The organism is Pelomonas margarita, from assembly GCF_043555875.1.
Lineage (GTDB): Bacteria > Pseudomonadota > Gammaproteobacteria > Burkholderiales > Burkholderiaceae_C > Pelomonas > Pelomonas margarita.
Genome location: NZ_JBIGHW010000013.1, coordinates 43,818 through 69,686 on the forward strand (window position 1 = coordinate 43,818; position 25,869 = coordinate 69,686).

Annotated in this window: 28 protein-coding genes; 13 read left to right on the forward strand and 15 right to left on the reverse strand. The window is 70.8% G+C overall.

The features are described 5' to 3' along the window. Positions 1 to 33: 33 nt before the first annotated feature. Positions 34 to 582: an RNA recognition motif domain-containing protein gene (locus ACG0Z3_RS19285; protein ID WP_394400497.1), complete on the forward strand. Its 549-nt coding sequence runs from the start codon at positions 34 to 36 to the stop codon at positions 580 to 582. 80 nt (positions 583 to 662) lie between these two features. On the opposite strand, the gene ACG0Z3_RS19290 is transcribed toward ACG0Z3_RS19285, so the two are convergent. The 10 genes from ACG0Z3_RS19290 to ACG0Z3_RS19335 all read right to left on the reverse strand — a co-directional run bounded on the left by ACG0Z3_RS19290 (position 663) and on the right by ACG0Z3_RS19335 (position 7,195). Beyond that, entirely contained in the window at positions 663 to 1,181 is a 519-nt protein-coding gene (locus ACG0Z3_RS19290; protein WP_394400500.1) for a DUF2946 family protein, read from the reverse strand. A 12-nt stretch (positions 1,182 to 1,193) separates the two neighbouring features. Further along, positions 1,194 to 2,159: a YheT family hydrolase gene (locus ACG0Z3_RS19295; protein ID WP_394400503.1), complete on the reverse strand. Its 966-nt coding sequence runs from the start codon at positions 2,157 to 2,159 to the stop codon at positions 1,194 to 1,196. Positions 2,160 to 2,169: 10 nt separating this feature from the next. Continuing rightward, positions 2,170 to 2,625 (reverse strand): YybH family protein, encoded by a 456-nt coding sequence (locus tag ACG0Z3_RS19300; RefSeq protein ID WP_394400506.1) that lies wholly within the window; start codon positions 2,623 to 2,625, stop codon positions 2,170 to 2,172. 1 nt (position 2,626) lies between these two features. Next, positions 2,627 to 2,842 (reverse strand): zinc-finger domain-containing protein, encoded by a 216-nt coding sequence (locus tag ACG0Z3_RS19305; RefSeq protein WP_268167957.1) that lies wholly within the window; start codon positions 2,840 to 2,842, stop codon positions 2,627 to 2,629. Positions 2,843 to 2,864: 22 nt separating this feature from the next. Continuing rightward, a complete protein-coding gene (locus ACG0Z3_RS19310; RefSeq protein ID WP_394400508.1) occupies positions 2,865 to 3,797 on the reverse strand; it encodes a branched-chain amino acid transaminase in 933 nt (310 codons plus the stop codon). 47 nt (positions 3,798 to 3,844) lie between these two features. Next, the gene (locus ACG0Z3_RS19315; RefSeq protein ID WP_394400510.1) at positions 3,845 to 4,222 is read right to left on the reverse strand and encodes a hypothetical protein; all 378 of its coding nucleotides are present in this window, start codon (positions 4,220 to 4,222) and stop codon (positions 3,845 to 3,847) included. After that, complete coding sequence (locus ACG0Z3_RS19320) at positions 4,219 to 4,569, reverse strand: antibiotic biosynthesis monooxygenase family protein (RefSeq protein WP_394400513.1); 351 nt, start codon at positions 4,567 to 4,569, stop codon at positions 4,219 to 4,221. Before ACG0Z3_RS19320 ends, ACG0Z3_RS19315 begins: the two co-directional genes overlap by 4 nt. A gap of 40 nt (positions 4,570 to 4,609) precedes the next feature. Further along, positions 4,610 to 5,041: a hypothetical protein gene (locus ACG0Z3_RS19325; RefSeq protein WP_394400516.1), complete on the reverse strand. Its 432-nt coding sequence runs from the start codon at positions 5,039 to 5,041 to the stop codon at positions 4,610 to 4,612. Between the two features lie 71 nt (positions 5,042 to 5,112). Continuing rightward, entirely contained in the window at positions 5,113 to 6,477 is a 1,365-nt protein-coding gene (radA, locus tag ACG0Z3_RS19330; RefSeq protein WP_394400519.1) for a DNA repair protein RadA, read from the reverse strand. A gap of 13 nt (positions 6,478 to 6,490) precedes the next feature. Beyond that, positions 6,491 to 7,195 carry a hypothetical protein gene (locus ACG0Z3_RS19335; protein WP_394400522.1) on the reverse strand — a complete coding sequence of 235 codons (705 nt, stop codon included), beginning with the start codon at positions 7,193 to 7,195 and terminating at the stop codon, positions 6,491 to 6,493. Positions 7,196 to 7,300: 105 nt separating this feature from the next. Between ACG0Z3_RS19335 and ACG0Z3_RS19340 the strand changes: the two genes are divergently transcribed. The 8 genes from ACG0Z3_RS19340 (at position 7,301) to ACG0Z3_RS19375 (ending at position 16,537) form a co-directional block, all read left to right on the forward strand. Next, on the forward strand, positions 7,301 to 7,930 hold the full coding sequence (locus ACG0Z3_RS19340; RefSeq protein ID WP_394400525.1) for a LysE family transporter: 630 nt from the start codon (positions 7,301 to 7,303) through the stop codon (positions 7,928 to 7,930). 192 nt (positions 7,931 to 8,122) lie between these two features. Then, the gene (locus ACG0Z3_RS19345) at positions 8,123 to 9,022 is read left to right on the forward strand and encodes a DMT family transporter (RefSeq protein WP_394400528.1); all 900 of its coding nucleotides are present in this window, start codon (positions 8,123 to 8,125) and stop codon (positions 9,020 to 9,022) included. 71 nt (positions 9,023 to 9,093) lie between these two features. After that, positions 9,094 to 11,259, forward strand: coding sequence for a family 20 glycosylhydrolase (locus ACG0Z3_RS19350; RefSeq protein WP_394400530.1), 2,166 nt, complete (start codon positions 9,094 to 9,096; stop codon positions 11,257 to 11,259). Next, positions 11,256 to 12,467, forward strand: a complete 1,212-nt coding sequence (locus tag ACG0Z3_RS19355) for an ABC transporter substrate-binding protein (protein ID WP_394400532.1) — start codon at positions 11,256 to 11,258, stop codon at positions 12,465 to 12,467. Before ACG0Z3_RS19350 ends, ACG0Z3_RS19355 begins: the two co-directional genes overlap by 4 nt. 121 nt (positions 12,468 to 12,588) lie before the next feature. Next, positions 12,589 to 13,596, forward strand: coding sequence for a carbohydrate ABC transporter permease (locus ACG0Z3_RS19360; RefSeq protein ID WP_394400535.1), 1,008 nt, complete (start codon positions 12,589 to 12,591; stop codon positions 13,594 to 13,596). Continuing rightward, entirely contained in the window at positions 13,593 to 14,402 is an 810-nt protein-coding gene (locus ACG0Z3_RS19365) for a carbohydrate ABC transporter permease (protein ID WP_394400537.1), read from the forward strand. Before ACG0Z3_RS19360 ends, ACG0Z3_RS19365 begins: the two co-directional genes overlap by 4 nt. Before the next feature lie 2 nt (positions 14,403 to 14,404). Further along, complete coding sequence (locus ACG0Z3_RS19370) at positions 14,405 to 15,502, forward strand: ABC transporter ATP-binding protein (RefSeq protein WP_394400540.1); 1,098 nt, start codon at positions 14,405 to 14,407, stop codon at positions 15,500 to 15,502. Between the two features lie 21 nt (positions 15,503 to 15,523). Next, complete coding sequence (locus ACG0Z3_RS19375; RefSeq protein ID WP_394400543.1) at positions 15,524 to 16,537, forward strand: transglycosylase SLT domain-containing protein; 1,014 nt, start codon at positions 15,524 to 15,526, stop codon at positions 16,535 to 16,537. 21 nt (positions 16,538 to 16,558) lie between these two features. On the opposite strand, the gene ACG0Z3_RS19380 is transcribed toward ACG0Z3_RS19375, so the two are convergent. Further along, positions 16,559 to 17,410, reverse strand: a complete 852-nt coding sequence (locus ACG0Z3_RS19380; RefSeq protein WP_394400546.1) for a hypothetical protein — start codon at positions 17,408 to 17,410, stop codon at positions 16,559 to 16,561. Positions 17,411 to 17,532: 122 nt separating this feature from the next. On the opposite strand from ACG0Z3_RS19380, the gene ACG0Z3_RS19385 reads away from it, so the two are divergent. Further along, positions 17,533 to 18,930, forward strand: coding sequence for a serine hydrolase domain-containing protein (locus ACG0Z3_RS19385; RefSeq protein WP_394400548.1), 1,398 nt, complete (start codon positions 17,533 to 17,535; stop codon positions 18,928 to 18,930). Here the strand turns inward: ACG0Z3_RS19385 and ACG0Z3_RS19390 are convergent. From ACG0Z3_RS19390 to ACG0Z3_RS19400, 3 genes are read right to left on the reverse strand one after another with little or no spacing between them, the layout of a single operon-like run. Then, positions 18,920 to 20,080: an ATP-binding protein gene (locus ACG0Z3_RS19390; RefSeq protein ID WP_394400551.1), complete on the reverse strand. Its 1,161-nt coding sequence runs from the start codon at positions 20,078 to 20,080 to the stop codon at positions 18,920 to 18,922. The genes ACG0Z3_RS19385 and ACG0Z3_RS19390 overlap by 11 nt on opposite strands. Positions 20,081 to 20,124: 44 nt before the next feature. After that, the gene (locus tag ACG0Z3_RS19395) at positions 20,125 to 20,721 is read right to left on the reverse strand and encodes an exopolysaccharide biosynthesis protein (protein ID WP_394400553.1); all 597 of its coding nucleotides are present in this window, start codon (positions 20,719 to 20,721) and stop codon (positions 20,125 to 20,127) included. A 25-nt stretch (positions 20,722 to 20,746) separates the two neighbouring features. Continuing rightward, positions 20,747 to 21,424: a Bax inhibitor-1/YccA family protein gene (locus tag ACG0Z3_RS19400; protein ID WP_394400555.1), complete on the reverse strand. Its 678-nt coding sequence runs from the start codon at positions 21,422 to 21,424 to the stop codon at positions 20,747 to 20,749. A 105-nt stretch (positions 21,425 to 21,529) separates the two neighbouring features. On the opposite strand from ACG0Z3_RS19400, the gene ACG0Z3_RS19405 reads away from it, so the two are divergent. From ACG0Z3_RS19405 to can, 3 genes are all read left to right on the forward strand, one after another. Continuing rightward, positions 21,530 to 22,426, forward strand: coding sequence for a LysR family transcriptional regulator (locus ACG0Z3_RS19405; RefSeq protein ID WP_394400558.1), 897 nt, complete (start codon positions 21,530 to 21,532; stop codon positions 22,424 to 22,426). 92 nt (positions 22,427 to 22,518) lie between these two features. Continuing rightward, the gene (locus tag ACG0Z3_RS19410) at positions 22,519 to 23,697 is read left to right on the forward strand and encodes an isovaleryl-CoA dehydrogenase (protein WP_394400560.1); all 1,179 of its coding nucleotides are present in this window, start codon (positions 22,519 to 22,521) and stop codon (positions 23,695 to 23,697) included. Between the two features lie 25 nt (positions 23,698 to 23,722). Next, a complete protein-coding gene (gene can / locus ACG0Z3_RS19415; protein ID WP_394400563.1) occupies positions 23,723 to 24,400 on the forward strand; it encodes a carbonate dehydratase in 678 nt (225 codons plus the stop codon). 38 nt (positions 24,401 to 24,438) lie between these two features. Here the strand turns inward: can and ACG0Z3_RS19420 are convergent, their stop codons facing one another. Further along, entirely contained in the window at positions 24,439 to 25,866 is a 1,428-nt protein-coding gene (locus ACG0Z3_RS19420; RefSeq protein WP_394400566.1) for a M16 family metallopeptidase, read from the reverse strand. Positions 25,867 to 25,869 lie beyond the last annotated feature (3 nt).

Genomic DNA, 25,869 nt, shown 5'->3' on the forward strand with positions numbered 1-25,869 from the left:
TTTTTGGTTTTTGAGTTAGAGAAGGGCTTCCCCATGGGAAACAAGCTTTATGTGGGCAATCTGGCCTACAGCGTGCGTGATGAGTCGCTGCTTGAGGCGTTCGGCCAATTCGGCACCGTGACCTCTGCGAAGGTCATGATGGATCGCGAAACCGGCCGCTCCAAGGGCTTCGGTTTCGTCGAGATGGGTTCCGACGCAGAAGCGCAAGCCGCGATCAACGGCATGAATGGTCAGGCCCTCGAAGGCCGTGCCATCGTCGTGAACGAGGCGCGTCCCCGTGAGGAGCGTCCTGGCGGCTTCGGCGGTGGCGGTGGTCGCGGCGGCTTCGGTGGCGGCGGTGGCCGTTCCGGTGGCGGCGGCTACGGCGGCGGCGGTGGCGGCAGCTATGGCGGTGGTGGCGGTGGCTACGGTGGTGGCGGCGGCTACGGCGGCGGTGGCGGCGGTGGCCGTTCCGGCGGTGGCGGCTACGGCGGTGGCGGCGGTGGCCGCTCCGGCGGTGGCGGTTACGGCGGTGGCGGTGGCGGCAGCTACGGCGGCGGTGGCCGTTCCGGTGGCGGCGGCTACGGCGGCGGCGGCTACTGAGCCCTGACCCCCTGCTGACCCCAGCACAATGAATAAGGCGCCCTCACCGGGCGCTTTTTCTTTGGCCTCGTCGCCCCTGCTCAGGGCACGGGATGGCGCAGAAAGCCGTGGCGGGCGGGCAGCTCGGCGGCGAAGCAGTCCTTCGGCAGCCAGCGGCCGGCCTCGATGGCGTCGGCGGCCAGAGTCATGTCCTGCGTGTGCACCAGGCCCAAGCCCAGGTCGGTCAGCAGGTAGAGGTGGCCCGCCTCGTCCAGCCAGGCCGATTCGACCCGTTGCGTGGCCCGCCCGGTGTGGCCGAGCACGCGGCCGTCGGGCTGCAGCCGCCAGATCCAGGGCGTGCAGCCCAGCTCGACATAGACGCGCTGCGGGCCGTTCTGGAAGTACCAGGCGCCGCGCTCGTCCACACCGTAGTTGCGGCCGATGAAGGCCAGCAGCTTGTCATGCTCGATGCGGCTGCCCTTGACCTGCGGGAAGGGCCCGGCGCGCTGGATGCGCTCGTCGCGCATGTACCAGTCGCCGCGTGCGTCCAGCGCCAGCCAGCCGTAGCAATGCGGTACGTTGGGCCACTTCTTCAGCGCGGCCAGGACCAGGTCATCCATGGGGCGTGTCCTTCAGCGGTGTGGGGCGAGCCAGTCGCAGACCTGGCCGGGCATGGTCAGCAGGTGGCCGGGCAGCGGGCCCGCCGGAAAGCCGACATGGCCGCCATGGCCGGGCTGCCAGAGGGTCACATGTGCGCCCACGTCGCCCGGCCGGGGCAGGCTGTGGCCGGGCACGAAGGGATCATTGACGGCATTCAGCACCAGTGCCGGGATGCGGATGCGATGCAGGTGCGGTTTGGCAGCGGCGCGGGCCCAGTAGTCCTCGGTGTTGCGAAAACCGTGCAGCGGCGCGGTAAAGAGATTGTCGAATTCGTAAATGGTGGACGCTCGCTTCAGCCGCTCGCCATCGAACAGCCCCGGGTGTTGCTGCAGCTTTCTCAGCGCCTTGGGGATCATGGTGCGCAGGAAGCGGCGCGCGTAGACCTGCTTATTGAAGCCGCGGTCGATGGCGGCGCCGGCGGCAGCCAGGTCGATTGGAGCGCAGATCGAGCACACGGCACTGGCCACGGTGGCCGCGCTGTGGCCGGCCTCCTCGGCCCAGCGCATCAGCGCATTGCCGCCCAGCGAGACGCCGGCAACGAGCAGCGGGGCGCTGTGGCGTTCGCGCAATCGCTGCAGGATCCAGCCGACTTCCTCGTAGTCGCCCGAGTGGTAGGCGCGCGGCGCGCGGTTCAGCTCGCCCGAGCAGCCGCGGAAGTGCGGCAGCGCCATGGCCCAGCCGCGTTCGCGCGCCGCGCTGGCGAAGGCGACGCTGGAGTGGCTGGTGCGGTCGCCTTCCAGCCCGTGGAAGAGGACGAAGAGCGGCGCGCCGGCTGGGGCGTCAGCGAGGAAGTCGACGTCGATGAAGTCGCCGTCAGGGGTATCCCAGCGCTCGCGCGTCCAGGTGGGCGGCGTGCCGTCGTGCTGACGGCTGAACAGCGCGGGCCAGATGGTCTGGAGGTGCCCGCCGGGCAGCCAGCGAGGGGCGCGGTACTGCATGCGCCCGGCGTCAGTGCAGCGTGCCGGCGTCGGCCACCAGTTCCTGGACGTCACCAGGGTTGCCGGGGCTGGCATGGTGCAGCACCAGGCGCCAGCCCAGCGCCGTCTTCAGGTAGACGTTGGTTGCGATCACCCAGGAGGTGGGCGCGGCCTGGCCGGCCTCGCTGTGCAGCTGCACGCGCTCCAGCACATGGTGGATGGCGCAGTCGCCGCTGTGCAAGCGGCGCACGCGCTCGGGATGCACGCGCACGGCGCCGCGCTCGAACACCGCCGCAAAGGCTGCGCGAATGGCCGTCAGCCCGACGATGCGCGGACCGCCTGGATGCACGCAGGCGATCTCCTCGTCATCGGCCCACAGAGCCATCAGATGGTCGAGGTCGGCATGCTGCAGGGCCTCGTAGAACTGAGCCTCGGTGTCGTCGGGCGAGGCCTGCAGCGCGGCCTGCTGCGCGGGGGTGCGGCGCATGTCAGTGGTGGTGGCCCACCACCTCGCCGGCCTTGAGCTTGTAGGCCGTGCCGCAGTACGGGCACTGGCCCTGGCCGCCGTGGGTCAGGTCGATGAAGACCTTGGGATGGTTGCTCCACAGCGCCATCTTGGGGTTGGGGCAGAAGACGGTGCCGTTGTCGTTGCAGTCCTTGGCCGTGACTTCGACAGTGGCGGCGGGCGTGGTGTTGGTGCTCATGTTGTGTGCTCTCGGACGGCGCTTAAACCGCGGTCAGCCAGTCGGCGTACTTGGGGTTGCGGCCGTTGACGATGTCGAAGAAGGCCGACTGGATCTTCTCGGTGATGGGGCCGCGCGAGCCGGCGCCGATCTCGATGCGGTCCAGCTCGCGGATGGGGGTCACTTCCGCGGCGGTGCCGGTGAAGAAGGCCTCGTCGCAGATGTAGACCTCGTCGCGCGTGATGCGCTTCTCGACCAGCTTCAGGCCCAGGTCCTGGCAGATCGAGAAGATGGTGTTGCGGGTGATGCCGTTGAGCGCGCCGGCCGACAGGTCGGGCGTGTAAACGACGCCGTTCTTGATGACGAACAGGTTCTCGCCCGCGCCCTCAGAGACGAAGCCGGAGGCGTCCAGCAGCAGCGCCTCGTCGTAGCCGTCGTCGGTGGCTTCCATGTTGGCCAGGATGGAGTTGGTGTAGTTGGACACCGTCTTGGCCTGCGTCATCGTGATGTTGACGTGGTGGCGCGTGTAGGAGCTGGTCTTCACGCGGATGCCGCGCTTCAGACCTTCTTCGCCGAGGTAGGCGCCCCAGCTCCACGCGGCCACCATCAAGTGAACCTGATTGCCCTTGGGGCTGACGCCCAGCTTCTCGGAGCCGATCCAGATCAACGGGCGGATGTAGGCGCTCTTCAGGCCGTTGGCCTTGACGACGGCGCGCTGCGCCTCGTTGATCTCTTCGGCCGAGAACGGCAACTTCATGCGCAGGATCTTGCCGCTGTTGAGCAGGCGCTGCGTGTGCTCCTGCAGCCGGAAGATGGCCGTGCCGTTGACGGTGTCGTAGGCGCGCACGCCCTCGAAGGCGCCACAGCCGTAGTGCAGCGTGTGCGTCAGCACGTGGATCTTGGCGTCGCGCCAGTCGACGAGCTCGCCGTCCATCCAGATCTTGCCGTCGCGGTCGTGCAGGGGGGCGGGAACCATCGGGTACTCCAGGCTGAAGAAGGAAAAACAGCGATTTTACGAAGAGCCTATGACGCCTCGCCGGCCCGCAGCAGCCGCCACTCGGCGAGCTTGCCTTTCTTCAGCACCACCTCCACCGCATCGCCGCCGGTGTCACGCCAGATGTAGGTGTCCTCGGTCAGTTTCTCTCCCAGGCTGCCGGTGAGCTTGATCAGTTCCACCAGCGTCATGCCCTCGTGCAGCTTGCTGCTGAGCATGATGGCGTTCGCCACCGAGCCCATGGGCGCGGCGCCCGCCTTCTGCATCAGCCGCATCAGCCGGCTCATCTGCAGCAGCAGCCAGAAGACGATGCCCGTCGTCGCGAAGACGATGCCCTGCCAGCCGAAGAAAGCCCCGCCCGCCACCAGCGCCGCCAGCGCCAGCAGCACGCCCATCCATGCGTTCATGTTTGAGGATCCTGTGTTCCGTCGCTGCGTTCCCAGGCGTAGGCGCGTTCGACGCGGGCCACGCGCAGCGTGTAGCGCTCATACCAGCGGGCGCGGCCGGTGTCGCGCGCCGCCTGGTGCTCGGTGTCGCGGCGCCAGCGCGCGATGTCCTCCGGCGTGCGCCAGTAGGACACGGTGATGCCCAGCCCGTCGGCGCCGCGCGTGCTCTCGGCGCCCAGGTAGCCGTGCTGCGCGGCCGCCAGCGCCACCATGCGCTCGGCGGTGTCGGCGTAGCCGTCTTGCACGGCCTTGCGCTGGCTCGTGAAGATGACGGCGTAGTAGGGCGGTTCGGGCAGGTCGGGAGTCATGGGGCGCTGGGTCGGGGCGCGCATCCTGCCATGGCCGGCATCAGGCGCTGACCTTCAGCAGCACGCAGCGCACCCATTGGCCCGCCTCCAGCGCGGCCTGGTGGCCGTTCAAGAAGGTCTCGGCCGTCGAGTTGCGCGCCGTGAAGCTCATGCCATGCAGCACGCCCATGCGCGGCACGGGCCGCGACCACTTGCGCTCCACCACACCGTTGAACCAGGACACCTGCTCCTCGCCGTCATCCATGTCGGAGCGGCCCAGCAGCAGCACCACCTCGTACTTGGCGTCCGTCAACGGCTCGGTGGCGCTGGTCAGCACCTGCAGGCCGCCGTCGCTCATGTTCAGCACCAGGCCGGCCGGGCCCTGGCTGAACTGCACCGGCTTGAACACCCAGCCGGGCAGGGAGTCGGCGTCGTGCTGGGCGCCCAGGAAATCGGTGCGGGCATGCTGCCTGAGGTCGGCGAAGTCGGGCATGAAAGAGTCCTCCTGTGACAGGCCGCATCCTAAGCAGACTTTGTGGCGGCGTGCAGTGTGGAAACCTGCGGTCAGGTCAGGCCGCGCAGCACGTCGATGGCTTGTTCCACGCGCTCGATGGCGTGGATGGTCAGCCCGTCGATGGGCTTCTTGGGCGCGTTGGCCTTGGGCACCACGGCCACGCTGAAGCCCAGCTTGGCGGCTTCCTTCAGGCGCTCCTGGCCGCGCGGCGCGGGCCGCACCTCGCCGGCCAGGCCCACTTCGCCGAACGCGATGAAGCCCTTGGGCAGCGCGCGGCCACGCAGCGAGCTCTGGATGGCCAACAGCACCGCCAGGTCGGCCGCCGGCTCGCTGATGCGCACGCCGCCCACCGCATTGACGAACACGTCCTGGTCGCCCGTGGCTACTCCCGCGTGCCGGTGCAGCACGGCCAGCAGCATGGCCAGGCGGTCGCGGTCCAGGCCGACGGACAGGCGCCGCGGGCTCACGCCGCCGCTGTCCACCAGCGCCTGCAGCTCCACCAGCAGGGGCCGCGTGCCCTCCAGCGTGACGAGCACGCAGCTGCCCGGCACCGGCTCGGTGTGCGTGCTCAGGAAGATGGCGCTGGGGTTGGCCACGCCCTTCAGGCCCTTCTCCGTCATCGCGAACACGCCGATCTCGTTGACGGCGCCGAAGCGGTTCTTGATGGCGCGCACAAGGCGGAAGCTGCTGTGCGTGTCGCCCTCGAAGTACAGCACCGTGTCGACGATGTGCTCCAGCACGCGCGGGCCGGCCAGCGCGCCTTCTTTCGTCACGTGGCCCACCAGCACCATCGCGCAGCCGCGCGCCTTGGCCGTGCGCGTCAGCTGCGCTGCGCACTCGCGCACCTGGGCGACGGAGCCCGGCGCCGACGACAGCTGCTCGGAGTACAGCGTCTGGATGGAGTCGATGACGCAGAAGTCGGGCTGCTCGGCCTCGATGGTTGCGAGGATCTTCTCAAGCCCAATCTCGGCCAGTACGCGCACCTTGTCCCCGGCCAGGCCCAGGCGCCGCGAGCGCATCGCGACCTGGGCGCCGCTTTCCTCGCCGGTCACGTACAGCACCTTGACCTGCTGTGACAGCGACTCCACCGCCTGCAGCAGCAGCGTGGACTTGCCGATGCCCGGGTCACCGCCGATCAGCACGACGCCGCCGGCCACGATGCCGCCGCCCAGCACGCGGTCCAGTTCCTCCTGGCCGGTGGGCGTGCGCTCGTAGTCGCTGGCCTCGATCTCGCTGAGCGTGGCCACCGGCTGGCTCTTGGCCAGCGCTTGGTAGCGGTTCTTGCCGCCGCCGCTGGGCTCGGCGGGGGCCTCCGTCAGCGTGTTCCAGGCATTGCAGTGCGGGCATTTGCCCAGCCAGCGCGGGCTGGTGCCGCCGCAGTCGGTGCAGGTGTAGATGCTTTTGCTCGTGGCCATGCGGCCATTGTCGTCAGGCCGCGCGCCACAGCCTGACAGCATGCGGCAGCGACTCGGCCTGCGGCATCCAACGGTCCAGCGCCGCGCCCAGGCCCACGCCGGCCAGCAGCAGCACCAGCGCGCCCACCCAGGTGTGGCGCAGCGCGCAGCGCAGCCAGCCGCCGCGGTCGAACTGGCGCTGGTGCCGCCAGGCCAGGCCGGCGGCAAACGCGGCTAGCGCGACCTCGACGGACACCGCCAGCAGCACCTCCACGCCGAACAGCAGCGTCACGCCCGCGCCCAGCAGCGCGGCCAGCGCGACGGCCACCGCCACAGCTGCCGCGAGAGGCAGCAGCAGGATCGCGCCCTCGTCGGCGCCGGCCGCCAGCTCCAGCGCGTCCAGCGCTGCGCCGCCACCGCCACCGCCACCGCAGCTGCTGTCGGCCAGCTGCGCGCCGAGGTCGGCCAGGTCGGTGGCGTCGCCGTCCGCCCGGCTCAATAGGTAGGCCGCCCACAACCGCAGCAGCCCCAGGTAGGTCGCGTAGCTGAACGCTAGGCTGAGCCCGAAGCGCAACGCCAGCCCGTCCACTCCCGCCCAGCGCAGCAGCGCGCCACCGAGCCACAGGCAGGCCAGGCAGCACAGCGCGATCAGGCCCACATGCAGGCGCAGCCAGCGGTGGCTGCGCAGCCAGCGGCGGGTGCTGAGGATCTGGCGTTCGACGGACGGGGTGGCGCTCATGGCGGGCCATTCTGGCGCTGCGCGCGGGCATGACGACCGGCGCTGCCGCCGCCGCTCATGCACACTGCAGCGCTCGCTCACGTCCCGCCGCCCCCGGAGCCCCACATGGAACTCGCCACCTGGTTGACCTTCTTCGCCGCTTGCTGGGCCATCAGCCTGTCGCCCGGCGCGGGCGCGGTGGCCGCCATGAGCGCGGGGCTGAGCCACGGCTTCCGGCGCGGCTACTTCATGACCTTCGGCCTCATCCTCGGCATCCTGACGCAGGTGCTGTTCGTCAGTGCCGGCCTGGGCGCGCTGATCGCCGCGTCCGAGACGGCCTTCGCCGTCATCAAGTGGGCCGGCGTGGCCTACCTGGTGTGGCTGGGCGTGCAGCAGTGGCGCGCGCCGGCCAAGCCGCTGGCGGCCGCCGACGATGGCGCCGTGCAGGCCACGCGCCGCCAGCTGGTGCTGCGCGGCTGGGGCATCAATGCCGTCAACCCCAAGGGTACGGTCTTCCTGCTGGCTGTGGTGCCGCAGTTCCTGGACCTGGCCGCGCCGCTGGCGCCGCAGTACCTCGTCATCGGCGCCACGCTGGGCTTCACCGACCTTGTTGTCATGGGTGGCTACACCGCGCTGGCCGCACGCGTGCTGGCGGCGCTCAAGAGCGCGCACCACATCAAGCTGCTGAATCGCGTGTTCGGCTCGCTGTTCGTCGTGGCCGGCTTGCTGTTGGCCAGCTTCAAACGCCACGCCTGAAGCCCCCGCCCGTGCCGGGGCCGGCTGAACGCCGGCCGTCCCGTTCGCCCCCCGAGGGGGCGGCGATGCCGGGCGGCTCGACCGCCCAGCACATCGCCAGCGCGGGCCGGCTTGGGGCGGCCCGGCGCTCGGCCCGCATGAATTGCCGAACTCCCTCTGCCGCCCTGAGCGGCGTTTTGCTTCGCCGAGTCCATGTCCACTGCATCGCCCAGCCGCTGGCTGTTCTGGGGCCCCACGCTGATCTGGGCCAGCACCTGGCACGTCATCCTGTACCAGCTGGACTCCGGCGTGCCTGTATTCAACTCCGTGGCCTGGCGCTTCGGCTTGGCGGCGCTGCTGCTGGCCGCGCTCGCGCGCTGGCAAGGCCTGTCGCTGCGGCTGCCACTGTGGGCGCATGGCTGGATGCTCGCCACCGGCATCGTGCAGTACAGCGGCAACTACCTGTCGGTCTACGAGGCCGAGCGCCACATCCCGTCCGGCCTGGTGGCCGTGTTGTTCTGCCTGATGGTGTACGGCAACGCGCTGTCGGGGCGACTGTTCTTCGGTCAGCCGGTCACGCGGCGCTTCCTGGCCTCGGCCAGCGGCGGCGTGCTGGGCGTGGTGCTGATCTTCTGGCCCGAGATCGCGGCCACCGGCGCGCGCCCCAGCGCCTGGCTGGGCCTGGCGCTGGGGCTGTTCGCAGTGCTGGTGGCCTGCATCGGCAATGTGCTGACACTGACGCTCACCAAGCGCGGCCTGCCGCTGGTTCCGGTGCTGGCCTGGAGCATGGGCTATGGTGCGCTGTTCCTGCTGGGCGTGTCGCTGGCCAGCGGCCAGGGCCTGCATTTCGACCTGCGCCTGCCCTATGTGCTGAGTCTGCTCTACCTGTCGGTGGCCGGTTCGGTGATCGCCTTCGTGTTGTATTTCAAGCTGGCCCAGGCGCGCGGCCCGGCGCAGGCGGCGCTGACGGGCGTGATCATCCCCGTCATCGCGCTGGTGATCTCGGCGGTGTTCGAGGGCTGGCAGGTCACGCCGCTGGCGGTGGCCGGCATGGTGCTGTGTTTGGCCAGCCTGTTCGTGGCCACGCGTCCCGTTCGCCTTACAGGCCGCTGAGCGGCCGGCCTTCAGACAACCTTCAGATTCGCTTGAGGTGAGGCCTAGCCGAGCCGGCACAAGATGGGCGCATGCCCGTTCTGTCGCGTCTTGCTGCCACCTTGCTGCCCCGGCCCCGGGCCCTGCAGCGCCTGCCCGGTGCGGGGCCGCACGTGGTTGGCCTGCGCGATGTGCCGCCGGTCTGGCAGGCCCTGCTGCCGTTGGCGGGCGACGCCCCGGCCGCCGCGCGCCTGCAACTGCCGTCGCTGCCGCCCGCGCGGCCGCAGCTGGGTGACGACGAGTCCTTCCGCCTGCGGCTGACGGCCGAGGCCGTGCGCGTGCAGGCCGCCACGCCGGCCGGCGTCGGGCATGCGCTGCATGCGCTGTCGCAGCTGTGGTGGCAGGCGCGCGAGGCCGGCCTGGCCGCGCTGCCGGCGCTGCAGATCGACGACGCACCGCGCCACCCCTGGCGCGGCCTGCTGGTGGACGTGGCGCGCAGGCCGCTGCCCTTCGACGCGCTGCTGGGCCTGCTCGACGGCATGGCCGCCGCGCGCCTCAATGTGTTGCACTGGCACCTCACCGACGACCAGGGCTGGCGCCTGGCCTCGGCCCGCCACCCTCGCCTGCAAACACACGCCAGCGGCGGCTTCTGCTACACGCTGGACCAGGCCCGCCGCCTGGTGGGCGAGGCCGGCGCGCGCGGCATCCGCGTCGTGCCCGAGCTGGACCTGCCCGGTCACTGCTGGGCGCTGGGCCTGGCGCACCCCGAGCTGCTGTGCGCCCCGGCGCCCACCGCGCCGCAGCCCGGCTTCGGCGTGTTCGGCACTGCCGTCAACCCGGAGAGCGACGCGCTCTACGCCTTCCTCGACAGCCTGCTGGGCGAGTGGGCCGAGGTCTTCCCCGACCCCTTCGTCCACCTCGGCGGCGACGAGCTGGCGCCGGCCGCCTGGACGCGCTTGGCCGAGCAGCGCGGAACCAGCCTGGCCGCGCTGCAGGCTGCCTACCTGGCGCGTGTGGCCGGTGTGCTGCGTCGCCACGGCAAGCGGCTGCTGGCCTGGGACGAGATGGGCCAGTCCACCGCGCTGCCGGCCGGCAGCGTGCTGCAGTGCTGGCGCGGCGACGAGGCCCTGCGCCTGGCGCCGCCCGGGCTGGGCGGCCGGCTGCGCAGTGCTGGCTTCTACCTGGACCAGATCCACCCCGCTGCCTACCACTGGCGGCGGCCGCTGCAGCCGCCGCCGCGCCCGCCCGCGCCGGCTGACGACGCGCCGGCCTGGTCGCTGCGCGCCACCGTGGGCGCCTGGCAGGTCGAGGGGCGGCTGTGGCTGCAGGGCGATGACGCGCGCCTGCATCTGCGCAGCACCGGCACCCTGGATGAATGGCTGGCGCCGCGCGTCGTGCCCGGGCCCGGCGTCGGCCCGACGCGCTGGCGCCTGCAGGTGGACAGCGACCTCGGCGAGCTGGAGTTGTGGGGACCTGCCGCCTCCGGCCGCGGCTGGCTGCGGGTCAATGCGCTGCGCCAGCCCTGCGACTGGCAGCCGCTGCCGGCTGGGCCTGCGGGCTGGCCGGCCGACGGCGGTGGCCCGGCCGTGCCCTTGCTGGGCGGCGAGGTGGCGCTGTGGGGCGAGCTGGTCGAGGCGCCCCAACTGCCGCTGCGCCTGTGGCCGCGCGCGCTGGCCGTGGCCGAGCGGCTGTGGAGGGACCCCGCCGACGCCGGGCACGACCTGGCCCTGCGCCTGGCCGCCACGCAGCGCTGGCTGGTGGCCACCGGCCGCCTGCCGGCCGACCCGGCCGCGCCGCTGTTCGCCGCGCTGTGCCCCGACACGGCTGACCGCGAGCGCCTGCGCGCGCTGGCCGCCTGGCTGGAGCCTGGTTCCGGCTATGCGCGCCAGCACGCCAAGAAACGCGCGCTGGCTTATCACCAGCACGAGCCGCTGGACCGCCTGGCCGATGCGCTGCCGGCCGAGAGCCCGCTGATGGCCGCGCTGCAGGACGATGCAGCCGCCTGGCAGGCCGCGCTGGCTCACGCCCGCGAGCAACTGCCTGCATGGCGTGTACTGCTGGCCGCCATGCCCCGGCTTGCACCCGCGCTGCCGCTGCTGGACGCGCTGGACGACTTGAGCGCGCTGGGCCTGGCGCTGTGGGCGGGCCGCAAGCCCGGCGATGCCCAGCGCCGGCTGCACCGCGGGGCTGCGCTGGTGGACGAGATGCTGCCCGCGCTGGTGCAGCCGCTGCAGCGCCGGCTGGACGCCCTCGCATGAAGCCGCTCGCCCTCGCCATGCTGCTGCTGGCCGGCAGCGCGCCCGCCGCCGACCTGGAGCTGCTGCATGCCTGGACCTCGGGCAGTGAGGCCGCCATGGTCAGCGAGCTGGCGGCAGCCGCCAGGCGCGGCGGCGTGGATCTCAAAACGACGGCCGTGGCCGGCGCGTCCAACGCCAACACGCTGCTGAAGGCACGCTTCTTGTCGGGCCACCCGCCGACGCTGGCGCAGACCGACAAGCCGCTACGCATCTGGGCCGAGGCTGTGCCGCTGGCCGACCTGGGGCAGGACGTGAGCGCCTTGTTTGCCACGTTGCCGCATGCGGTCGCCAGCGAGCTGCGCGATGCCGCCCACAAGCCCGCCGCCGTGCCGCTGAACGTGCACCGCCTCAACACGCTGTGGAGCAACCAGCGCCTGCTGCGCGCGCACGGCCTGGCCGTGCCGCAAGACTGGGACGCCTTCCACCGCACGGCCGCGCGGTTGCGCGCCCAGGGCCTGCTGCCGCTCGCCATCGGCAGCTCAGCGGGGCAGAAGCTCAGCCTGTTTGTGGCCGTGGTGCTGGGCCGCGCGGGGCGCGATTTCTTCGAGCGCGCGCTGGTGCAGGCCGATCCGGCGCTGCTGGCCGGCGCCCGCATGGCGGCGCTGCTGCAGGAGTTCCGCTCGCTGAAGGCTTACACCGATGCCGGCCAGGTCAGCCGCGACTGGGCGGGCGCGACGGCGCTGTTGCTGCAGGGCAAGGCGGTGTTCCAGTTCACCGGTGACTGGGCCAATGGCGAGTTCCAGAAGGCCGGCTGGCAGCCGGGCGTCGACTACGACTGCACGGCCGCGCCCGGCAACGCCGGCCTGCACTACTTCGAGTTCGACCGGCTGGTGTTCTTCGCCCAGCCGGCCCGCCTGGGCGCGCAGCAGAAGCTGGCCGGCCTGCTGCTGCAGCCTGATACGTCGGCGAAGCTGGCGCGTCTGAAAGGCGGCATTCCGGTGCGGCGCGATGCCGACCTGTCGGGCTTCAACGCCTGCGCGCAGCGCTCGGCGGCGGACTTTCGCGCTGGCGAGGCTCGCGGCGACCTCGTTCTGAGCCTGAGCGCCCGCCTGGGCGAGAGCGCCTATGGCGGCCTGCGCGATGTGCTGTCGGCCTACTGGGCCAGCGAGCGTATGACGGCCCCGCAGGCGCAGGCGCGCCTAGCCCAGGCGTTGAGGCAGGTCGATTGATGCGCATGGTGAACACAAGGCCGTTCGTAGGGCGGGTCGCGACCCGCTGGTTCGGCGCGCAAGCCGGCATCGGGCAAGCGGTCGTCGCCACCCAACGGCGGGTCGCGACCCGCCCTACGACATGAACGAACGCCGCACCGCACTCGCGTGCCTGATCCCGCTGCTGCTCGTCGGCGCCGTGTTCTTCTACGGCTTCCTGCTGTGGACGGGCTGGCTGTCGTTGACGCGCTCCAACCTGCTGCCCAGCACCGAGTTCGTCGGCCTGAAGCAGTACGAGCGCCTGCTGCTGGACCCGCGCTGGCAGGCCGCGCTGTGGAACCTGCTGCGCTTCGGCGCCGGCTTTGTCGTGCTGCCGCTGCTGCTGGGCCTGGCGCTGGCGTTGCTGCTGGACCAGAAGCTGCGCGGCGAGGGCGTGCTGCGCTGGGTGTGGCTGCACCCGATGGCACTGTCCATGGTCGTGACCGGCAGCGCGTGGCGCTGGCTGATGGACCCGGAGCAGGGCCTCGCCGAGGCCGTGCGCGGCTGGGGCTGGGCGAACTTCCGCTGGGACTGGCTGGCGCAGGAGGACATGGCCGTCTACGCGCTGGTGGTGGCCGCCGTGTGGCAGATCACCGGCTTCGTCATGGCGCTCTTCCTGGCCGGGCTGCGCGGCATCGACGAGGCCATGCTGCAGGCCGCGCGGCTGGACGGCGCAACCGGCTGGCGGCTGCTCAGGCGCGTCATCCTGCCGCAGCTGGGGCCCAGCCTCGCGTCGGCGCTGCTGGTGCTGCTGCCGGCGGCCATCAAGACCTTCGACCTCGTCGTCGTGCTGACTGAGGGCGGCCCCGGCCAGTCCAGCGAGCTGCCGGCGTTCTACATGTTCCAGATGGCCTTCGAGCGCAGCCGCCTCGGTCTGGGTGCGGCCAGCGCGATGGTGCTGGTGATGATGGTGCTGAGCATCGCGCTGCCTTACTCGCTGGCGCGCACGCCCCTCGTCCGGTCCCGCCGCGCTGGACGCGGGCGTGCCCAGCCGGTCCCCCGGGGGGACGGCGATGCTGGCGGCATCGAGCCGCCAGCACATCGCCAGACGGGCCGGCTTGGGAGCGGCCCAGCGCTCGGCCCGAGCAACTCCGTGGGGCGATCACGGTGAGAAGGGTTGGCCTATACCTGCTGGCCGGGCTGGCCGCTGCGGTCATCGCGTTGCCCTTGCTGCTGATGCTGATGAACAGCTTCAAGGGCGTGGCCGAGGCGCAGCAGGGCTTTCTGTCGCTGCCGCGCGAACCCAGCCTGGCCGCCTGGCAGCTGGCGTGGCAGAAGCTATCGGGTAGCTTCGGCATCAGCCTGATGTTGGCCGTGCCGGCGGTGTTGCTGTCGGCGCTGCTGGCAGCACTGAACGGCTTCGTGCTGTGCAAGGTCCGCTTCCGCGGCGAACGCTGGGTGGGGCTGCTGCTGGTGCTGGCCTTCTTCCTGCCCATCAAGGTCTACCTGCTGCCGTTGGCCATCACGATGGCGCGCCTCGGCCTGGACCGTTCGCTGGGGCTGCTGATTGCCATCCACGTGATCTACAGCCTGCCGCTGGCGCTGTTCTTCCGCAACCACTTCCTGGCGTTCCCGGACGAGCTGCTGCAGGCTGCGCGGTTGGACGGCGCCGGCTTCTGGCGGCTGCTGTGGCGCGTCGTGCTGCCGCTGTCGCGGCCCATCTTCGTCGTCGTGCTGATCCTGCAGTTCACGACGATCTGGAACGAGTACCTGTTCGGCCTCGTATTTGGGCCCGAGGACGCGCGGCCCATCACGGCGGCGCTGGCGCAGCTGAGCGCGCAGACCGAGACCGGCGCCCGCGCCTACCCGCTGGAGATGGCCGCGGCGCTGCTGGCAGCGGCGCCTACCTTGGTCGTCTATCTGCTGGCCGGGCGGCATTTCACGCGCGGCCTCGTGGCCGGCGCAGTCAAGGGTTGAAGATGAGCGAAGAAGACACGGGCCTGCGCATCACCGGCCTCACGCGCCGGGTGGGCGCGCAGACCATCCTGGACGACATCACGCTGCAGCTGGACGCGGGCGAGATGCTCATCCTCGTGGGGCCGTCGGGCTGCGGCAAGTCGTCGCTGCTGAATGCCATCGCCGGACTGCAGCCGCACTGCAGCGGCGAGATCTGGCTGGACGGCCGGCGCATCGAGGCCTTGAGCCCGCGCGAGCGCGACATCGCCATGGTGTTCCAGAACTACGCGTTGTACCCGCACATGACCGTGGCCGAGAACATCGGCTTCGGCCTGGAGATGCAGGGCTGGCCGCGCGCGAAACGCGAGGCCCGCGTGCAGGAGGTGGCGCGCATGCTGCAGCTGCAGGCGCTGCTGGACCGGCGGCCCGCGCAGCTCTCGGGCGGCCAGCGCCAGCGCGTGGCCATGGGCCGGGCGCTGGCGCGCCAGCCGCGACTGTTCCTGTTCGACGAGCCGCTGTCCAACCTCGACGCGCAGCTGCGCGCCGAGATGCGCAGCGAGATCAAGCTGCTGCACCAGCGCGTGGGCCGCAGCGCCGTTTACGTGACGCATGACCAGACCGAGGCCATGACGCTGGGCCAGCGCATCGCCGTGCTGAAGGCCGGCCGGCTGCAGCAGCTGGGTACGCCGCAGCAGGTCTACCAGCAGCCGGCGAACCTGTTCGTTGCGCAGTTCCTGGCCAGCCCGGCCATGACCTTGCTGCCGGCGCGGCTGGAGCCCGAGGGTGAGTTCACGCTGACGCTGCAGGGGGCGGGCGCGGTGAGCTGGCGACCGCAGGCGCTGGCGCGGCGCGAGCGGCTGCTGGGCCGACCTTTGCTGCTGGGGTGGCGGGCGGAGGCGTTGTCCGCCGGTGGCGATGCGCCGGGGCTGTCGCTGTGCGCACCTGTGCTGTTGATCGAGCCCACGGGCGTGGACAGCCTGGTGCAACTGCAGCTCGGCGACCACCGACTGCACTGGCGCTGCGCCGGGTGGCCCCCGCTGCAGGCGGGCGATGCCGTGACGCTGCGTTTGCCGGAGGCTGCCTTGCTGGTGTTCGATGCGGAGACGGGGGAGCGGTTGTAGGGCTCTAGACTCGCGCCCCTGATGAAGCGCTTGTTGTCCGCCCTGACCCTTGCTCCCGCGCTCGCCCTGGCCCAGTTGCCGGGCCTCACACTGGAGCAACTGCCCCGCCCGACGATGCCGCCCGGCGAGCGCGGGCCGGTCGTGCCGGCGCAGGTGGAGCGCTGGCGCCAGGAGGCCAAGGCGCTGGAGTACGGCGACGGCGTGCCGCGCAACGAGGTGGCCGCCGCCAGGCTGTACTGCCGCGCAGCGCGCTACGGCGATGCCGAGGCCCAGTACAGCCTGGGCTGGATGCTGACGAACTCGCGCGGCATCCAGCGCAACGACGCCGAGGCGGCCCACATGTTCGCGGCCGCTGCCGAGCAGGGCATGGCGCAGGCGCAGAACATCCTGGACCGCATGGGCGGCACGCCGCTGGGCGACCCGCCGCCCTGCCTGCGCCCGCCCGAGACCGACCCCGCGCCCGTCGGCCCGCCGCCCGTGCCCGCGCCGGCGGCGCGCGGTGCCAAGCCGGCTGTGTCGCTGTGGGCCTCGCTGCCGCTGCCACCGCAGGCACCGGCCGCCATCGTCAACTACGTGAAGCTGATCGCGCCCGAGTTCCAGCTCTCGCCCGCGCTGGTGCTGGCGGTCATGGCGCAGGAGTCCGGCTTCGATCCGCTGGCCGAGTCGCCGAAGAAGGCCATGGGCCTGATGCAGCTCATCCCTGACACTGCGGCACGCTTTCGCGTCACGCGCATCACCGATCCGTCGCAGAACATCCGCGGCGGCATGGCCTACCTGCGCTGGCTGCTGGCCTACTTCGAGGGCGACGTGATGTTGGCGCTGGCCGCCTACAACGCGGGCGAGGGCGCCGTGGACCGGTACCTCGGCGTGCCGCCCTATGCCGAGACGCGCCAGTACGTGCGCAAGATCATGGCCGCGCTGGGCGGCCAGCGCCTGCACCCCTTCGACGCCAGCGTGACCGGCGCGTCGCCCATGCTGCAGCGGGTGAAGGCGCAGATGCAGCTCATCCAGGGCGGTATGCCGGCGACGCGTTGAGGAGCCGCCGGGGAGCGGAACTCAGGGAAGGTAGATGTCGCTCAGCAGCCCCGGCGCCTGCCGCTGCAGCGCGCGGTAGGCGGCCAGCGACTGGGCTTCTCGCGCGCCCACCGTCAGCGCCGGATGCGCGGCCACCAGCTCGGCTGGCGAGACGTAGCGCCATACATGCGGCGTACCACTGGGGTCGCCCCGATCGGGCGGCGCACTGCGCGCCACTAGCGCCTTGAAATGCGGGTGGCGCTGCTCGAACGCATCGTGGCGCTGTGCTGCGAAGTGCAGCGTCCAGAAGCCGCGCCAGCCCATCTGCCTCACCCCTTCCCAAACGCCCAACTGGGTGGCGCAGGAGGCCGAGGACCCATGCATCAGCACGATGCCCTCCACCTGCACCCGGGGTGAGGCCGGCAGCAGGTAGTTGGCGCAGGATGAGCCGCAGAAGGCATCGACGATGACGGGCAGGCCATGGCTGGCGATCTGATCGGCCATGTCGATGGCGGCGCGCTCGTCGCCGCCGCCACTGCTGATGCGCAAGCGCGTGGGCGCGGATGCCTGCGCAAGCCGTTGCCGCAGCGCGTTGGCGGCGCTCATGTCGATCTGGCCACCAATTACCCATTCGCCGTCCACGTCGCGGTTTCGGGACTTGCCGGAGAGCGCGGAAAACAACGCCGTCACCACCTGGGCATCCCCGACATCGGAAGCGCGGAACTTGAACTTGCGTGGTACGTCCGTCACGGCGGTGTCGCCGGGTTTCACGAGGGCGCAGAGGCCGGCATTGATCACCAGCGGCTCTGCCCAGCGCAAGTCGAAAAAGATGAAACCCCCGGCGATGGCGCCTGCGGCCAGCGTCATCCAAAGCATGCGCTTGCCATGCCGCATCGAATCCTCCCTTTTGGTGGCGGAGTCTAGTGGCGGGGGGGCTTCGAGAAGGGTGCCGAGGCACCGGCTAAGCCGCGCCTGACTTTCGCTACTTGCGCTGCCGAGTCCACAGAATGCCGCTCATGCTCAAACCCCTTGCCCTCACGCTCCTCGGCCTGGCCCTGCAGGCCCACGCCAATCCCGAACGCCAGGCCCAAGCCATGCTCGACGCGCTGCGCGAACTGGGCGGTGCGCCGGGCCTGGCGGCCGCCGTGTGGCAGGGCGGCAAGCCGCGCTGGCAAGGCGTGAGCGGGCTGCGCGACGTGGAGCAGAAGCTGCCCGTGCAGCCGGACACGCGATTTCGGCTGGCCAGCGTGTCCAAGCTCTTCGCCGCCACGGCTGCAGCGCAGCTGAAGGCGCAGGGCAGGCTCGATGTGGACAAGCCCGTCGGCCCGCTGCTGCCCGAGCTGGAGCCGGTCTTGGCGGTGCTGACGCCGCGCCAGCTGGCGGTCCATCTGAGCGGCATGCCGCACTACGAAGGCCGGGACGCGATGCGCGGCAGCACGCACCACGCGAAGGCGAGCGACGCGCTGGTTCATGTTAAGGGCCGCACGCTGAAGTCCGCGCCGGGCAGCATCTACCTGTACTCGACCTGGGGCTACACGCTGCTCGCTGCCACGGTGGAAGCCGCAGCGGGCCAGCCCTATCTCGACCTGCTGCGAACGAAGGTCGCACCAGGGCTGGACATCGGGCCGGACGAGACAGGCAAGTCGCCCACGATGAGCGGCGCCTACGCCCATGCCTTCGACGGCCTGCATCCGGCGCCGCCGCACGACTTCAGCTACAGCTGGGGCGGTGCCGGCCTGGCCGCGAGCGCACCGGCGCTCGCAGAATGGGGCAGCCGCGTGCTGCAGGGCCAGGTGTTGAACGCCGCCACGCGGGACTGGATGTGGCAGCCCGCGCAGAACAGCGCCGGCCAGCCTGTGACCGAGCGCGACTTCCGCCTGGCCTTCGGCTGGCGTTTGAGCGAGGACGCGCAAGGCCAACCCACCGTTCACCACGCCGGCAGCACGCTCGGTGCACGCAGCGTGCTGATGCTGTGGCCGCGGGCGGCGACGAGCGTCAGCCTGCTGTCCAACGCGATGTGGACCTCGTCCATCGAGCGCAGTGCGGATCTGCTCAGCGCGCCCTTTCGCGCGCCGGTGCCGGGTCTTGCGGAGCAGCCCTGCCCGGTGAAAGCCACGCGTTTCACGGGCGAGCTGGACGGCGCGCCGCTGGAAGAGGGCCGCGCGAAGTTCCAGCGCGACGCCGACGGCCTGTGCCGCGGCGAGCTGAGCCTGCCGCCTGCGCTGGCCAAGCTCGGCAACCCCGGGCCTCAACCGGCGTCGAGCCAGTGGGTCGTCATCGGCCTGCAGGGTGGCCTGGCACGGGCGGCGCTGGTCACGGCCATCGGACTGGCGGACTGGCGTGCGCAGGCGGATGGCAGCTTTCGGGTGACGGGCGTGGTGGAGCGCAGCCTGGTGCTGCGGCTCAAAGAGTAGCCAGCGCCTCGGCGATGCCGTGCACGCCGATGACCTCCACGCCAGCCTTGAGAGGGTAGGCGCGTTCCACGGGCGCGACGACGAAGGCGGCGTCCAGCTTCAGGTCGGCTATGGCGGTCCAGAAGCCCTTGGTGACGGTGGGTGCCATCGAGAACTTGATCTCGAAGCCCAGCGTGCGCTGACCGTGACTGACGACGACGTCCATCTCGGTGCCGGCCGCCGTGCGGTAGTAGCCGAGCTGCGCGCCCTGCGGCAGCGCGGCGGCGATTTGCTCGATGACGAAGCCTTCCCACGACGCGCCGACGATGGGGTGGCCCTGCAGCGCGTCCAGGTCTGCAATGCCCAGCAGCGCATGCACCAGGCCGCTGTCGCGCACATAGACCTTGGGCGACTTGACGAGGCGCTTGCCCAGGTTGGGCAGCACCGGCTCCAGACGGCGCAGCATCAGCGCGTCCACCAGCGTGTCCAGGTAGCGCGCCGTGGTGGTGTGGGCCAGGCCGCCGAGAGACGCCCCCAGTGCCAACGCGTTGAACTGCTGGCCCTGCAGATGCGCCTGCATGCGCCAGAAGCGGTGCAGGCTCTCGGCGGCGATCTGCACGCCCATCTGCGCCAGGTCGCGCAGCAAAAAGCTCTCGATGAAGTCGCGTCGCCATTCGAACGAGGCGCCTTCGTCCGGCGCCAGCAGGCTGAGCGGGAAGCCGCCACGCAGCCACAGCTGCTGCAGCGAGGCCAGGTCGGTGGGTTGCTCGGCCGCCAGCACGGGTGGCAGTTCCAGGTAGCTGATGCGGCCGGCCAGGCTTTCGCTGCGTTGGCGCATGAGTTCGCCCGAGGCCGAGCCCAGCAGCAGGAAGCGCCCGGGGCGACGTTGCGCGTCGATCTCCGGCCGCAGCGCGGAGAACAGCTCGGGCACCAGCTGCACTTCGTCCAGCACGACGAGGTGCTCGCGATGGCGGGCGAGGAAGAGCTCGGGCTCGGCGAGCTGTGCGCGGTCGGAGGCGCGTTCCAGGTCTAGCACGATGGCGCCGGGCTGCGCGGCCGCCACGGCCCGCGCCAGCGTGCTCTTGCCCACCTGGCGCGGGCCGAGCAGCAGCACGGCGGGCGCGCGCGTCAGGCGGTCGGAGAGTCGCGCATGGGCTCGGCGGTCAATCATCCGTGCATTTTGAGCGATGAATACTCAAAATGCAATGAATGGCATCAGAGCAATCCCAGTAACGCCGCGCATGCCTGCCAGCCCAGCGCGATCAACGCGCCCGAGGCCGCCAGCGCGCCGATACTCACCGTCAGCGCCACCAGCATCAGCATCCCGTCCTTGGCCGCCAGCGCCACGCCGGCCAGCATCAGCGACACGGCCGGCAGCACGTTGCCGAAGGGGATGGGCAGGAAGATCAGCGCCGCCATCGTCAGCGTCATCGGGCCCAGCCACCAGCGGGCGCCGGGGCCGGCCAGCAGCGTCATGCGCGGGCGGGTGATGCGGTGGATGAATTCGTAGAAACGGGCCAGCAGCGTCAGGCTGCGGGATGCGCCCTCGCGCGGCAGGCTCAGGCGGCCCAGGCGCGGCGGCAGTTCGGCGCGGTGCGCGCAGCACAGCAGCAGGCCCAGCACCGCGAGGCCCAGGCTCAGCACGCTGCCTACGCCCGGGATGGGCAGCAGGCAGGGGGCCGCCAGCAGCACCAGCAGGCTGGCCTGCCAGGCGCCGCCGTGCGCTTCGGCCAGCGTGGACAGCCTCACCGGCCCGGGCGGCAGCTGGCCGGCGGTGTCGCGCAGCCGGGAGGCGAGATCGCGTGGGCTCAAGTCAGGCCTCCCGGTGCGCGCGGCATCAGTCGTTGGAGCTGCCGTAGCCGAACAGGCTGAGCAAGCTCGTGAACAGGTTGAAGATGGAGACGAACAGGCTGACCGTGGCCAGCACGTAGTTGGTCTCGCCGCCGTTCACGATCTGCTGGGTCTCGTACATGATGAGACCGGCCGACAGCAGGGCCACGACGGCCGAGACCGTCAGCGCCAGAGCCGGGATCTGGAAGAACACGGCCGCTAGGCCGGCCAGCAGCGCAACGATCATGCCGGCGAACAGGAAGCCGCCCATCCACGACAGGTCGCGCTTGGTGGTCGTCGCGTAAGCCGACAGCGCCAGGAACACGGCGCCGGTGGCGCCCAGCGCCAGCATCACCGCCTGGCCGCCCGACGGCAGTGCCAGCGTGCGGGTCAGCAAGGGGCCGAGCGTCCAGCCCATGAAGCCGGTCAGCGCGAACACCAGGCCCACGGCGGCGCCGCTGTTCTTCAGCTTGTGGATGCCGAACAGCAGGCCGAAGTAGACGACCAGCGTCAGGATGATCCCCGGCGCCGGCAGGCTGAACGCCACGGCAGCGCCCGCGACGGCGGCGCTGAACAGCAGCGTCATGGACAGCAGCGCATAGGTGTTGCGCAGCACGCGGTGAGCGGTGCCGCGGTCGAGCGCGGTGCCGTAGGGAACGGCGAGGGCAGTGTGGCGGGTTTGCATGGCAGACCTCCGGTTGAAAATGAGGGCAGCGTAGCCAGTCAAGTCATCAAATAAAAGCAGAGAATCGCGAAAGTTTTCTTCCGATTAACTTGTTGAGTTGCCGCCATGAGCATGAGCTTCAGCTACCGCCACCTGTACTACTTCTGGGCCGTGGCCAAGGAGGGCGGGCTGACGCGTGCGGCCGAGCGGCTGGGGCTGTCGGTGCAGACGGTGTCGACGCAGGTGCGCGAGCTGGAACAGGCGCTGGGTGCGGCGCTGCTGAAGCCGGCCGGCCGCGGCCTGACGCTGACCGAGGCCGGCCAGGCGGCGCTGGAGGTGGCGGATCAGGTGTTCTCGCTCGGCGAGACCCTGCCGGACCGCGTGCGCGAGGCGTCCACCGCGCCGGCCGTACGGCTGGCGGTGGGCATCTCGGACGGGCTGCCCAAGCTGGTCGTGCAGCGCCTGCTGCAGCCCATCATCGACACACCGCACCTGCGGCTGCTGTGCCACGAGGACGAGTTCGACGACCTGCTGGGCGACCTGGCGTTGCACCGGCTGGACGTGGTGCTGGCCGACCGGCCGGCGCCGCACAACCCGAACTTGCGCGTGTACAGCCATGCTCTGGGCAGCTCGCCCATGGCGTGGTTCGCCGCGCCGCGCTGGGCGGCCCAGGCGGCCGCCAACTTCCCGGCGTCGCTGGCCGACGTGCCGCTGCTGCTGCCCACCGACCACGCCGCCGTGCGCGTGCGGCTGGACCACTGGCTGGAGCGCCACGGCGTGCGCGCCAAGGTGGCCGGCGAGTTCGAGGACAGCGCGCTGCTGGCCACCTTCGGCGCAGCCGGCATGGGCGTGTTCCCGGCGGCGGCGCTGATGAGCGACAAGTTGATCGAGCGCGACGGCCTGGTGCGAGTGGGCGACTGCGCCGGTGTGGAGGAGGCCTTCTACGCGGTGGGCACCGACAAGAAGATCGTCCACCCGCTGGTGCGCCGCCTGCTGCCGCAGCCGGCCGATGCGGCGCGCTGAGGTCGAGTTGCTACAGTTGACGTTTACGTCAATCAAATCGCCCGGCGGGCCTGGCACAACCGGGCGCTGAACGGGCACCAGGAGACTCCCGCATGAACCTGCCCGGCCTCAACTTCCAACTCGGCGAAGACATCGATGCGCTGCGTGACGCGGTGCGCGCGTTTGCCGACGCCGAGATCGCCCCGCGCGCCGCCGAGATCGACCGTAGCGACCAGTTCCCCATGGACCTGTGGCGCAAAATGGGCGACCTGGGCGTGCTCGGCATCACCGTGCCCGAGCAGTACGGTGGCGCCAACATGGGCTACCTCGCCCACATGGTGGCCATGGAGGAGATCAGCCGCGCCAGCGCGTCGGTGGGCCTGTCCTACGGCGCGCACAGCAACCTGTGCGTGAACCAGATCAAGCGCAACGGCAACGACGCGCAGCGCGCCAAGTATTTGCCCAAGCTCATCAGCGGCGAGCATGTTGGCGCGCTGGCGATGAGCGAGCCGGGCGCGGGTTCGGACGTGCTCAGCATGAAGCTTCGCGCCGAGGACAAGGGCGGCGTCTACGTGCTCAACGGCAGCAAGATGTGGATCACCAACGGCCCTGACGCCGACACGCTGGTGGTCTATGCCAAGACCGAGCCCGAGCTGGGCGCGCGCGGCGTCACGGCCTTCCTCATCGAGAAGGGCATGAAGGGCTTCAGCATCGCGCAGAAGCTCGACAAGCTGGGCATGCGCGGCAGCCACACCGGCGAGCTGGTGTTCAACAACGTCGAAGTGCCTGCCGAGAACGTGCTGGGCGCGGTGAACGGCGGCGCCAAGGTGCTGATGTCGGGCCTGGACTACGAGCGCGCCGTGCTGACGGGCGGGCCGCTGGGCATCATGCAGAGCGTGATGGACAACGTGATCCCGTACATCCACGACCGCAAGCAGTTCGGCCAGAGCATCGGTGAGTTCCAGCTCATCCAGGGCAAGGTGGCCGACATGTACACCGTGCTGCAGGCCGCGCGCAGCTTCGCGTACACGGTGGCCAAGAACCTCGACCTGCTGGGCGCCGAGCATGTGCGTCAGGTGCGCAAGGACTGCGCCAGCGTCATCCTGTGGACGGCCGAGAAGGCCACTTGGATGGCCGGCGAGGGTGTGCAGATCTTCGGCGGCAACGGCTACATCAACGAATACCCGCTGGGCCGGCTGTGGCGCGACGCCAAGCTCTACGAGATCGGCGCGGGCACGAGCGAGATCCGCCGCATGCTGATCGGCCGCGAGCTGTTTGCCGAAACCCTATGAAACCCCGGGCCGCGACAATCGGGGCATGACGACCCCGACTAATCACGAACTCCAGGACCTGCTCGACAACAACAAGCGCTGGGCTGCCGACACCGAAACCCGCGAGCCGGGCTTCTTCTCGCGGCTGCTCAAGCAGCAGACGCCGCAGTACCTGTGGATAGGCTGCGCAGATAGCCGGGTGCCAGCTAACGAGCTGGTGGACCTGCTGCCTGGCGAGCTGTTCGTGCACCGCAACGTGGCCAACGTCGTCGTGCACTCGGACCTGAACGCGCTGTCGGTCATGCAGTTCGCGGTGGATCACCTGAAGGTCAAGCACATCATCGTCGTCGGCCACAGCAACTGCGGTGGCGTGAAGGCGGCGCTGTACGACCTGCGCGTGGGCCTGGTGGAGAACTGGATCCGCCATGTGCAGGACGTGCGCCACATGCACAGCGAGTGGCTCTACACGGTGCCCGAGCCCCAGCGCGTGGACGCGCTGTGCGAGCTCAATGTGCTGGAGCAGGCGCGCAATGCCTGCCACACCACTGTCGTGCAGGACGCCTGGGGCCGCGGCCAGGAGGTCGTCGTGCATGGCTGGGTCTACGGCCTGCACAACGGTCTGCTGGAAGACCTGGCACTGACGGCGGGCAAGGCGGAGGACGTCGACCCGGCCTACCGCCGCGCGCTGGCCAACGTCAAGCGGCGCTACGCCCCGCAGGACTGACCGCGCAGGGCGGGCCTTGCGCGCTGGCCACCGCAGGCTCAGGGCTTGACGGTCGTGAACTCGCCGAAGGCCTTCAGCTGATCGGCGATCTTGGCCGGGTCGCCCACCACCACCCAGCTCTGTTCGTCCGGGTTGAAGTACTTCTTGCCGATGGCCTGCACCTCGGCCGCCGTGACCTTCTGCAGTGCCGGCACGAACTTGCCGAGGAAGTCGGCCGGCAGACCCACCAGCCAGTTGCTGGCCAGTTGGCGGCCCACGGCGCCCTGCAGCTGCGTGCTGACGAGGTAGCTGCCGGCCATGTAGCGCTTGTTCATCGCCAGCTCGGCCTCGGGCACGGGCTCGGCGCCCAGGCGACGGTACTCCTTGATGTACTCCGTCATCGCGGCGCCGGTCACTTCGTTGCGCACGTCGGCGCCGCCGGTGATGGCACCGCCCACGCGCCAGGACACGCCGCCGGCGCGGGCGCCGTAGGTGTAGCCCTTCTCCTCGCGCAGGTTCTGGTTCACGCGGCTGGAGAAGCCCTGGCCGATGACGGTGCTGGCCAGGCGCAGCGCGACCTGGTCGCCATGGTCCGCCGGCATGCCCGGGCGGCCCAGGCGCAGCGTGGCCTGCACGCTGCCCGGGCGCTCCAGCAGCAGGCGCTGCACCGGCGCGCTGGCGGCGGGTGCGGCCAGCTCGGGCAGCGCCTCGCCCTTGGCCTGCCAGTCGCCAAAGGCGGCCTGGGCCAGCTTCAGCGCGGCGGCTGCGTCGATGCGGCCGGTGATGACCAGCAGCGAGCGGTCCGGGCGGAAGCGCCGGGCGTGCTCGGCCCGCAGGCCGTCGGCCGACAGCGCCTGGATGGCGGCCTCGGTCTCCTGCGTGCGGCCGTAGGCGTGGCTGCCGTAGATGGCGCCGTCCAGCGCCTTGGCGGCGCGGAAGCCCGGCTGCGTGCCGCTGGCCTTCAGTCCTTGCAGCGCATTGGTCTTGGCCAGCTGCACCTCGTTGTCGGGGAAGGCCGGGCGGCGCGCCACGTCGGCCAGCAGCTGGGCCATGCCCTGGGCATGGGAGGCCAGCGCATTGCCGTAGACGGTGATGCCGTCGTTGCTGGCGCCGGCGCCCACGCCGCCGCCCATTGCCTGGGCGGCCTCGGCGATCTGGCGCGAGCTGCGCGTGGCCGTGCCTTCGGACAGCAGGCCGGCCAGCAGCTTGGCGCGCCCCGGCGCGTCAGACGCATCGGCGCCCAGGCCGGCGCCACGCACGGCCAGCACGAAGTCCACACGCGGGATGCCGTTACGCGGCACCACCCAGACCTGCAGCCCGTTGGGCAGCGTCTGCTGGGTGATGTTGGGCACGGCCAGGGGCTTGTCCTTGCCGAAGGGCGGCAGCTCGGCGGGCAGCGGCACCGTGGCGGCATGCGCGGCGCCGGTCAGCACCAGGGCGGCCGTGGCGGTCAGGCCGTGGCGGAAGGTGGTGTTCAGAGGGCTCATGTC

What these genes read in the sequence shown, in the direction of transcription:
- ACG0Z3_RS19285 (WP_394400497.1), top strand. Translation starts at nt 34, where the DNA reads ATGGGAAACAAGCTTTATGTGGGCAATCTGGCCTACAGCGTGCGTGAT.
- ACG0Z3_RS19290 (WP_394400500.1), bottom strand. Translation starts at nt 1,181, where the DNA reads ATGGATGACCTGGTCCTGGCCGCGCTGAAGAAGTGGCCCAACGTACCG.
- ACG0Z3_RS19295 (WP_394400503.1), bottom strand. Translation starts at nt 2,159, where the DNA reads ATGCAGTACCGCGCCCCTCGCTGGCTGCCCGGCGGGCACCTCCAGACC.
- ACG0Z3_RS19300 (WP_394400506.1), bottom strand. Translation starts at nt 2,625, where the DNA reads ATGCGCCGCACCCCCGCGCAGCAGGCCGCGCTGCAGGCCTCGCCCGAC.
- ACG0Z3_RS19305 (WP_268167957.1), bottom strand. Translation starts at nt 2,842, where the DNA reads ATGAGCACCAACACCACGCCCGCCGCCACTGTCGAAGTCACGGCCAAG.
- ACG0Z3_RS19310 (WP_394400508.1), bottom strand. Translation starts at nt 3,797, where the DNA reads ATGGTTCCCGCCCCCCTGCACGACCGCGACGGCAAGATCTGGATGGAC.
- ACG0Z3_RS19315 (WP_394400510.1), bottom strand. Translation starts at nt 4,222, where the DNA reads ATGAACGCATGGATGGGCGTGCTGCTGGCGCTGGCGGCGCTGGTGGCG.
- ACG0Z3_RS19320 (WP_394400513.1), bottom strand. Translation starts at nt 4,569, where the DNA reads ATGACTCCCGACCTGCCCGAACCGCCCTACTACGCCGTCATCTTCACG.
- ACG0Z3_RS19325 (WP_394400516.1), bottom strand. Translation starts at nt 5,041, where the DNA reads ATGCCCGACTTCGCCGACCTCAGGCAGCATGCCCGCACCGATTTCCTG.
- radA (WP_394400519.1), bottom strand. Translation starts at nt 6,477, where the DNA reads ATGGCCACGAGCAAAAGCATCTACACCTGCACCGACTGCGGCGGCACC.
- ACG0Z3_RS19335 (WP_394400522.1), bottom strand. Translation starts at nt 7,195, where the DNA reads ATGAGCGCCACCCCGTCCGTCGAACGCCAGATCCTCAGCACCCGCCGC.
- ACG0Z3_RS19340 (WP_394400525.1), top strand. Translation starts at nt 7,301, where the DNA reads ATGGAACTCGCCACCTGGTTGACCTTCTTCGCCGCTTGCTGGGCCATC.
- ACG0Z3_RS19345 (WP_394400528.1), top strand. Translation starts at nt 8,123, where the DNA reads ATGTCCACTGCATCGCCCAGCCGCTGGCTGTTCTGGGGCCCCACGCTG.
- ACG0Z3_RS19350 (WP_394400530.1), top strand. Translation starts at nt 9,094, where the DNA reads ATGCCCGTTCTGTCGCGTCTTGCTGCCACCTTGCTGCCCCGGCCCCGG.
- ACG0Z3_RS19355 (WP_394400532.1), top strand. Translation starts at nt 11,256, where the DNA reads ATGAAGCCGCTCGCCCTCGCCATGCTGCTGCTGGCCGGCAGCGCGCCC.
- ACG0Z3_RS19360 (WP_394400535.1), top strand. Translation starts at nt 12,589, where the DNA reads ATGAACGAACGCCGCACCGCACTCGCGTGCCTGATCCCGCTGCTGCTC.
- ACG0Z3_RS19370 (WP_394400540.1), top strand. Translation starts at nt 14,405, where the DNA reads ATGAGCGAAGAAGACACGGGCCTGCGCATCACCGGCCTCACGCGCCGG.
- ACG0Z3_RS19375 (WP_394400543.1), top strand. Translation starts at nt 15,524, where the DNA reads ATGAAGCGCTTGTTGTCCGCCCTGACCCTTGCTCCCGCGCTCGCCCTG.
- ACG0Z3_RS19380 (WP_394400546.1), bottom strand. Translation starts at nt 17,410, where the DNA reads ATGCGGCATGGCAAGCGCATGCTTTGGATGACGCTGGCCGCAGGCGCC.
- ACG0Z3_RS19385 (WP_394400548.1), top strand. Translation starts at nt 17,533, where the DNA reads ATGCTCAAACCCCTTGCCCTCACGCTCCTCGGCCTGGCCCTGCAGGCC.
- ACG0Z3_RS19390 (WP_394400551.1), bottom strand. Translation starts at nt 20,080, where the DNA reads ATGATTGACCGCCGAGCCCATGCGCGACTCTCCGACCGCCTGACGCGC.
- ACG0Z3_RS19400 (WP_394400555.1), bottom strand. Translation starts at nt 21,424, where the DNA reads ATGCAAACCCGCCACACTGCCCTCGCCGTTCCCTACGGCACCGCGCTC.
- ACG0Z3_RS19405 (WP_394400558.1), top strand. Translation starts at nt 21,530, where the DNA reads ATGAGCATGAGCTTCAGCTACCGCCACCTGTACTACTTCTGGGCCGTG.
- ACG0Z3_RS19410 (WP_394400560.1), top strand. Translation starts at nt 22,519, where the DNA reads ATGAACCTGCCCGGCCTCAACTTCCAACTCGGCGAAGACATCGATGCG.
- can (WP_394400563.1), top strand. Translation starts at nt 23,723, where the DNA reads ATGACGACCCCGACTAATCACGAACTCCAGGACCTGCTCGACAACAAC.
- ACG0Z3_RS19420 (WP_394400566.1), bottom strand. Translation starts at nt 25,866, where the DNA reads ATGAGCCCTCTGAACACCACCTTCCGCCACGGCCTGACCGCCACGGCC.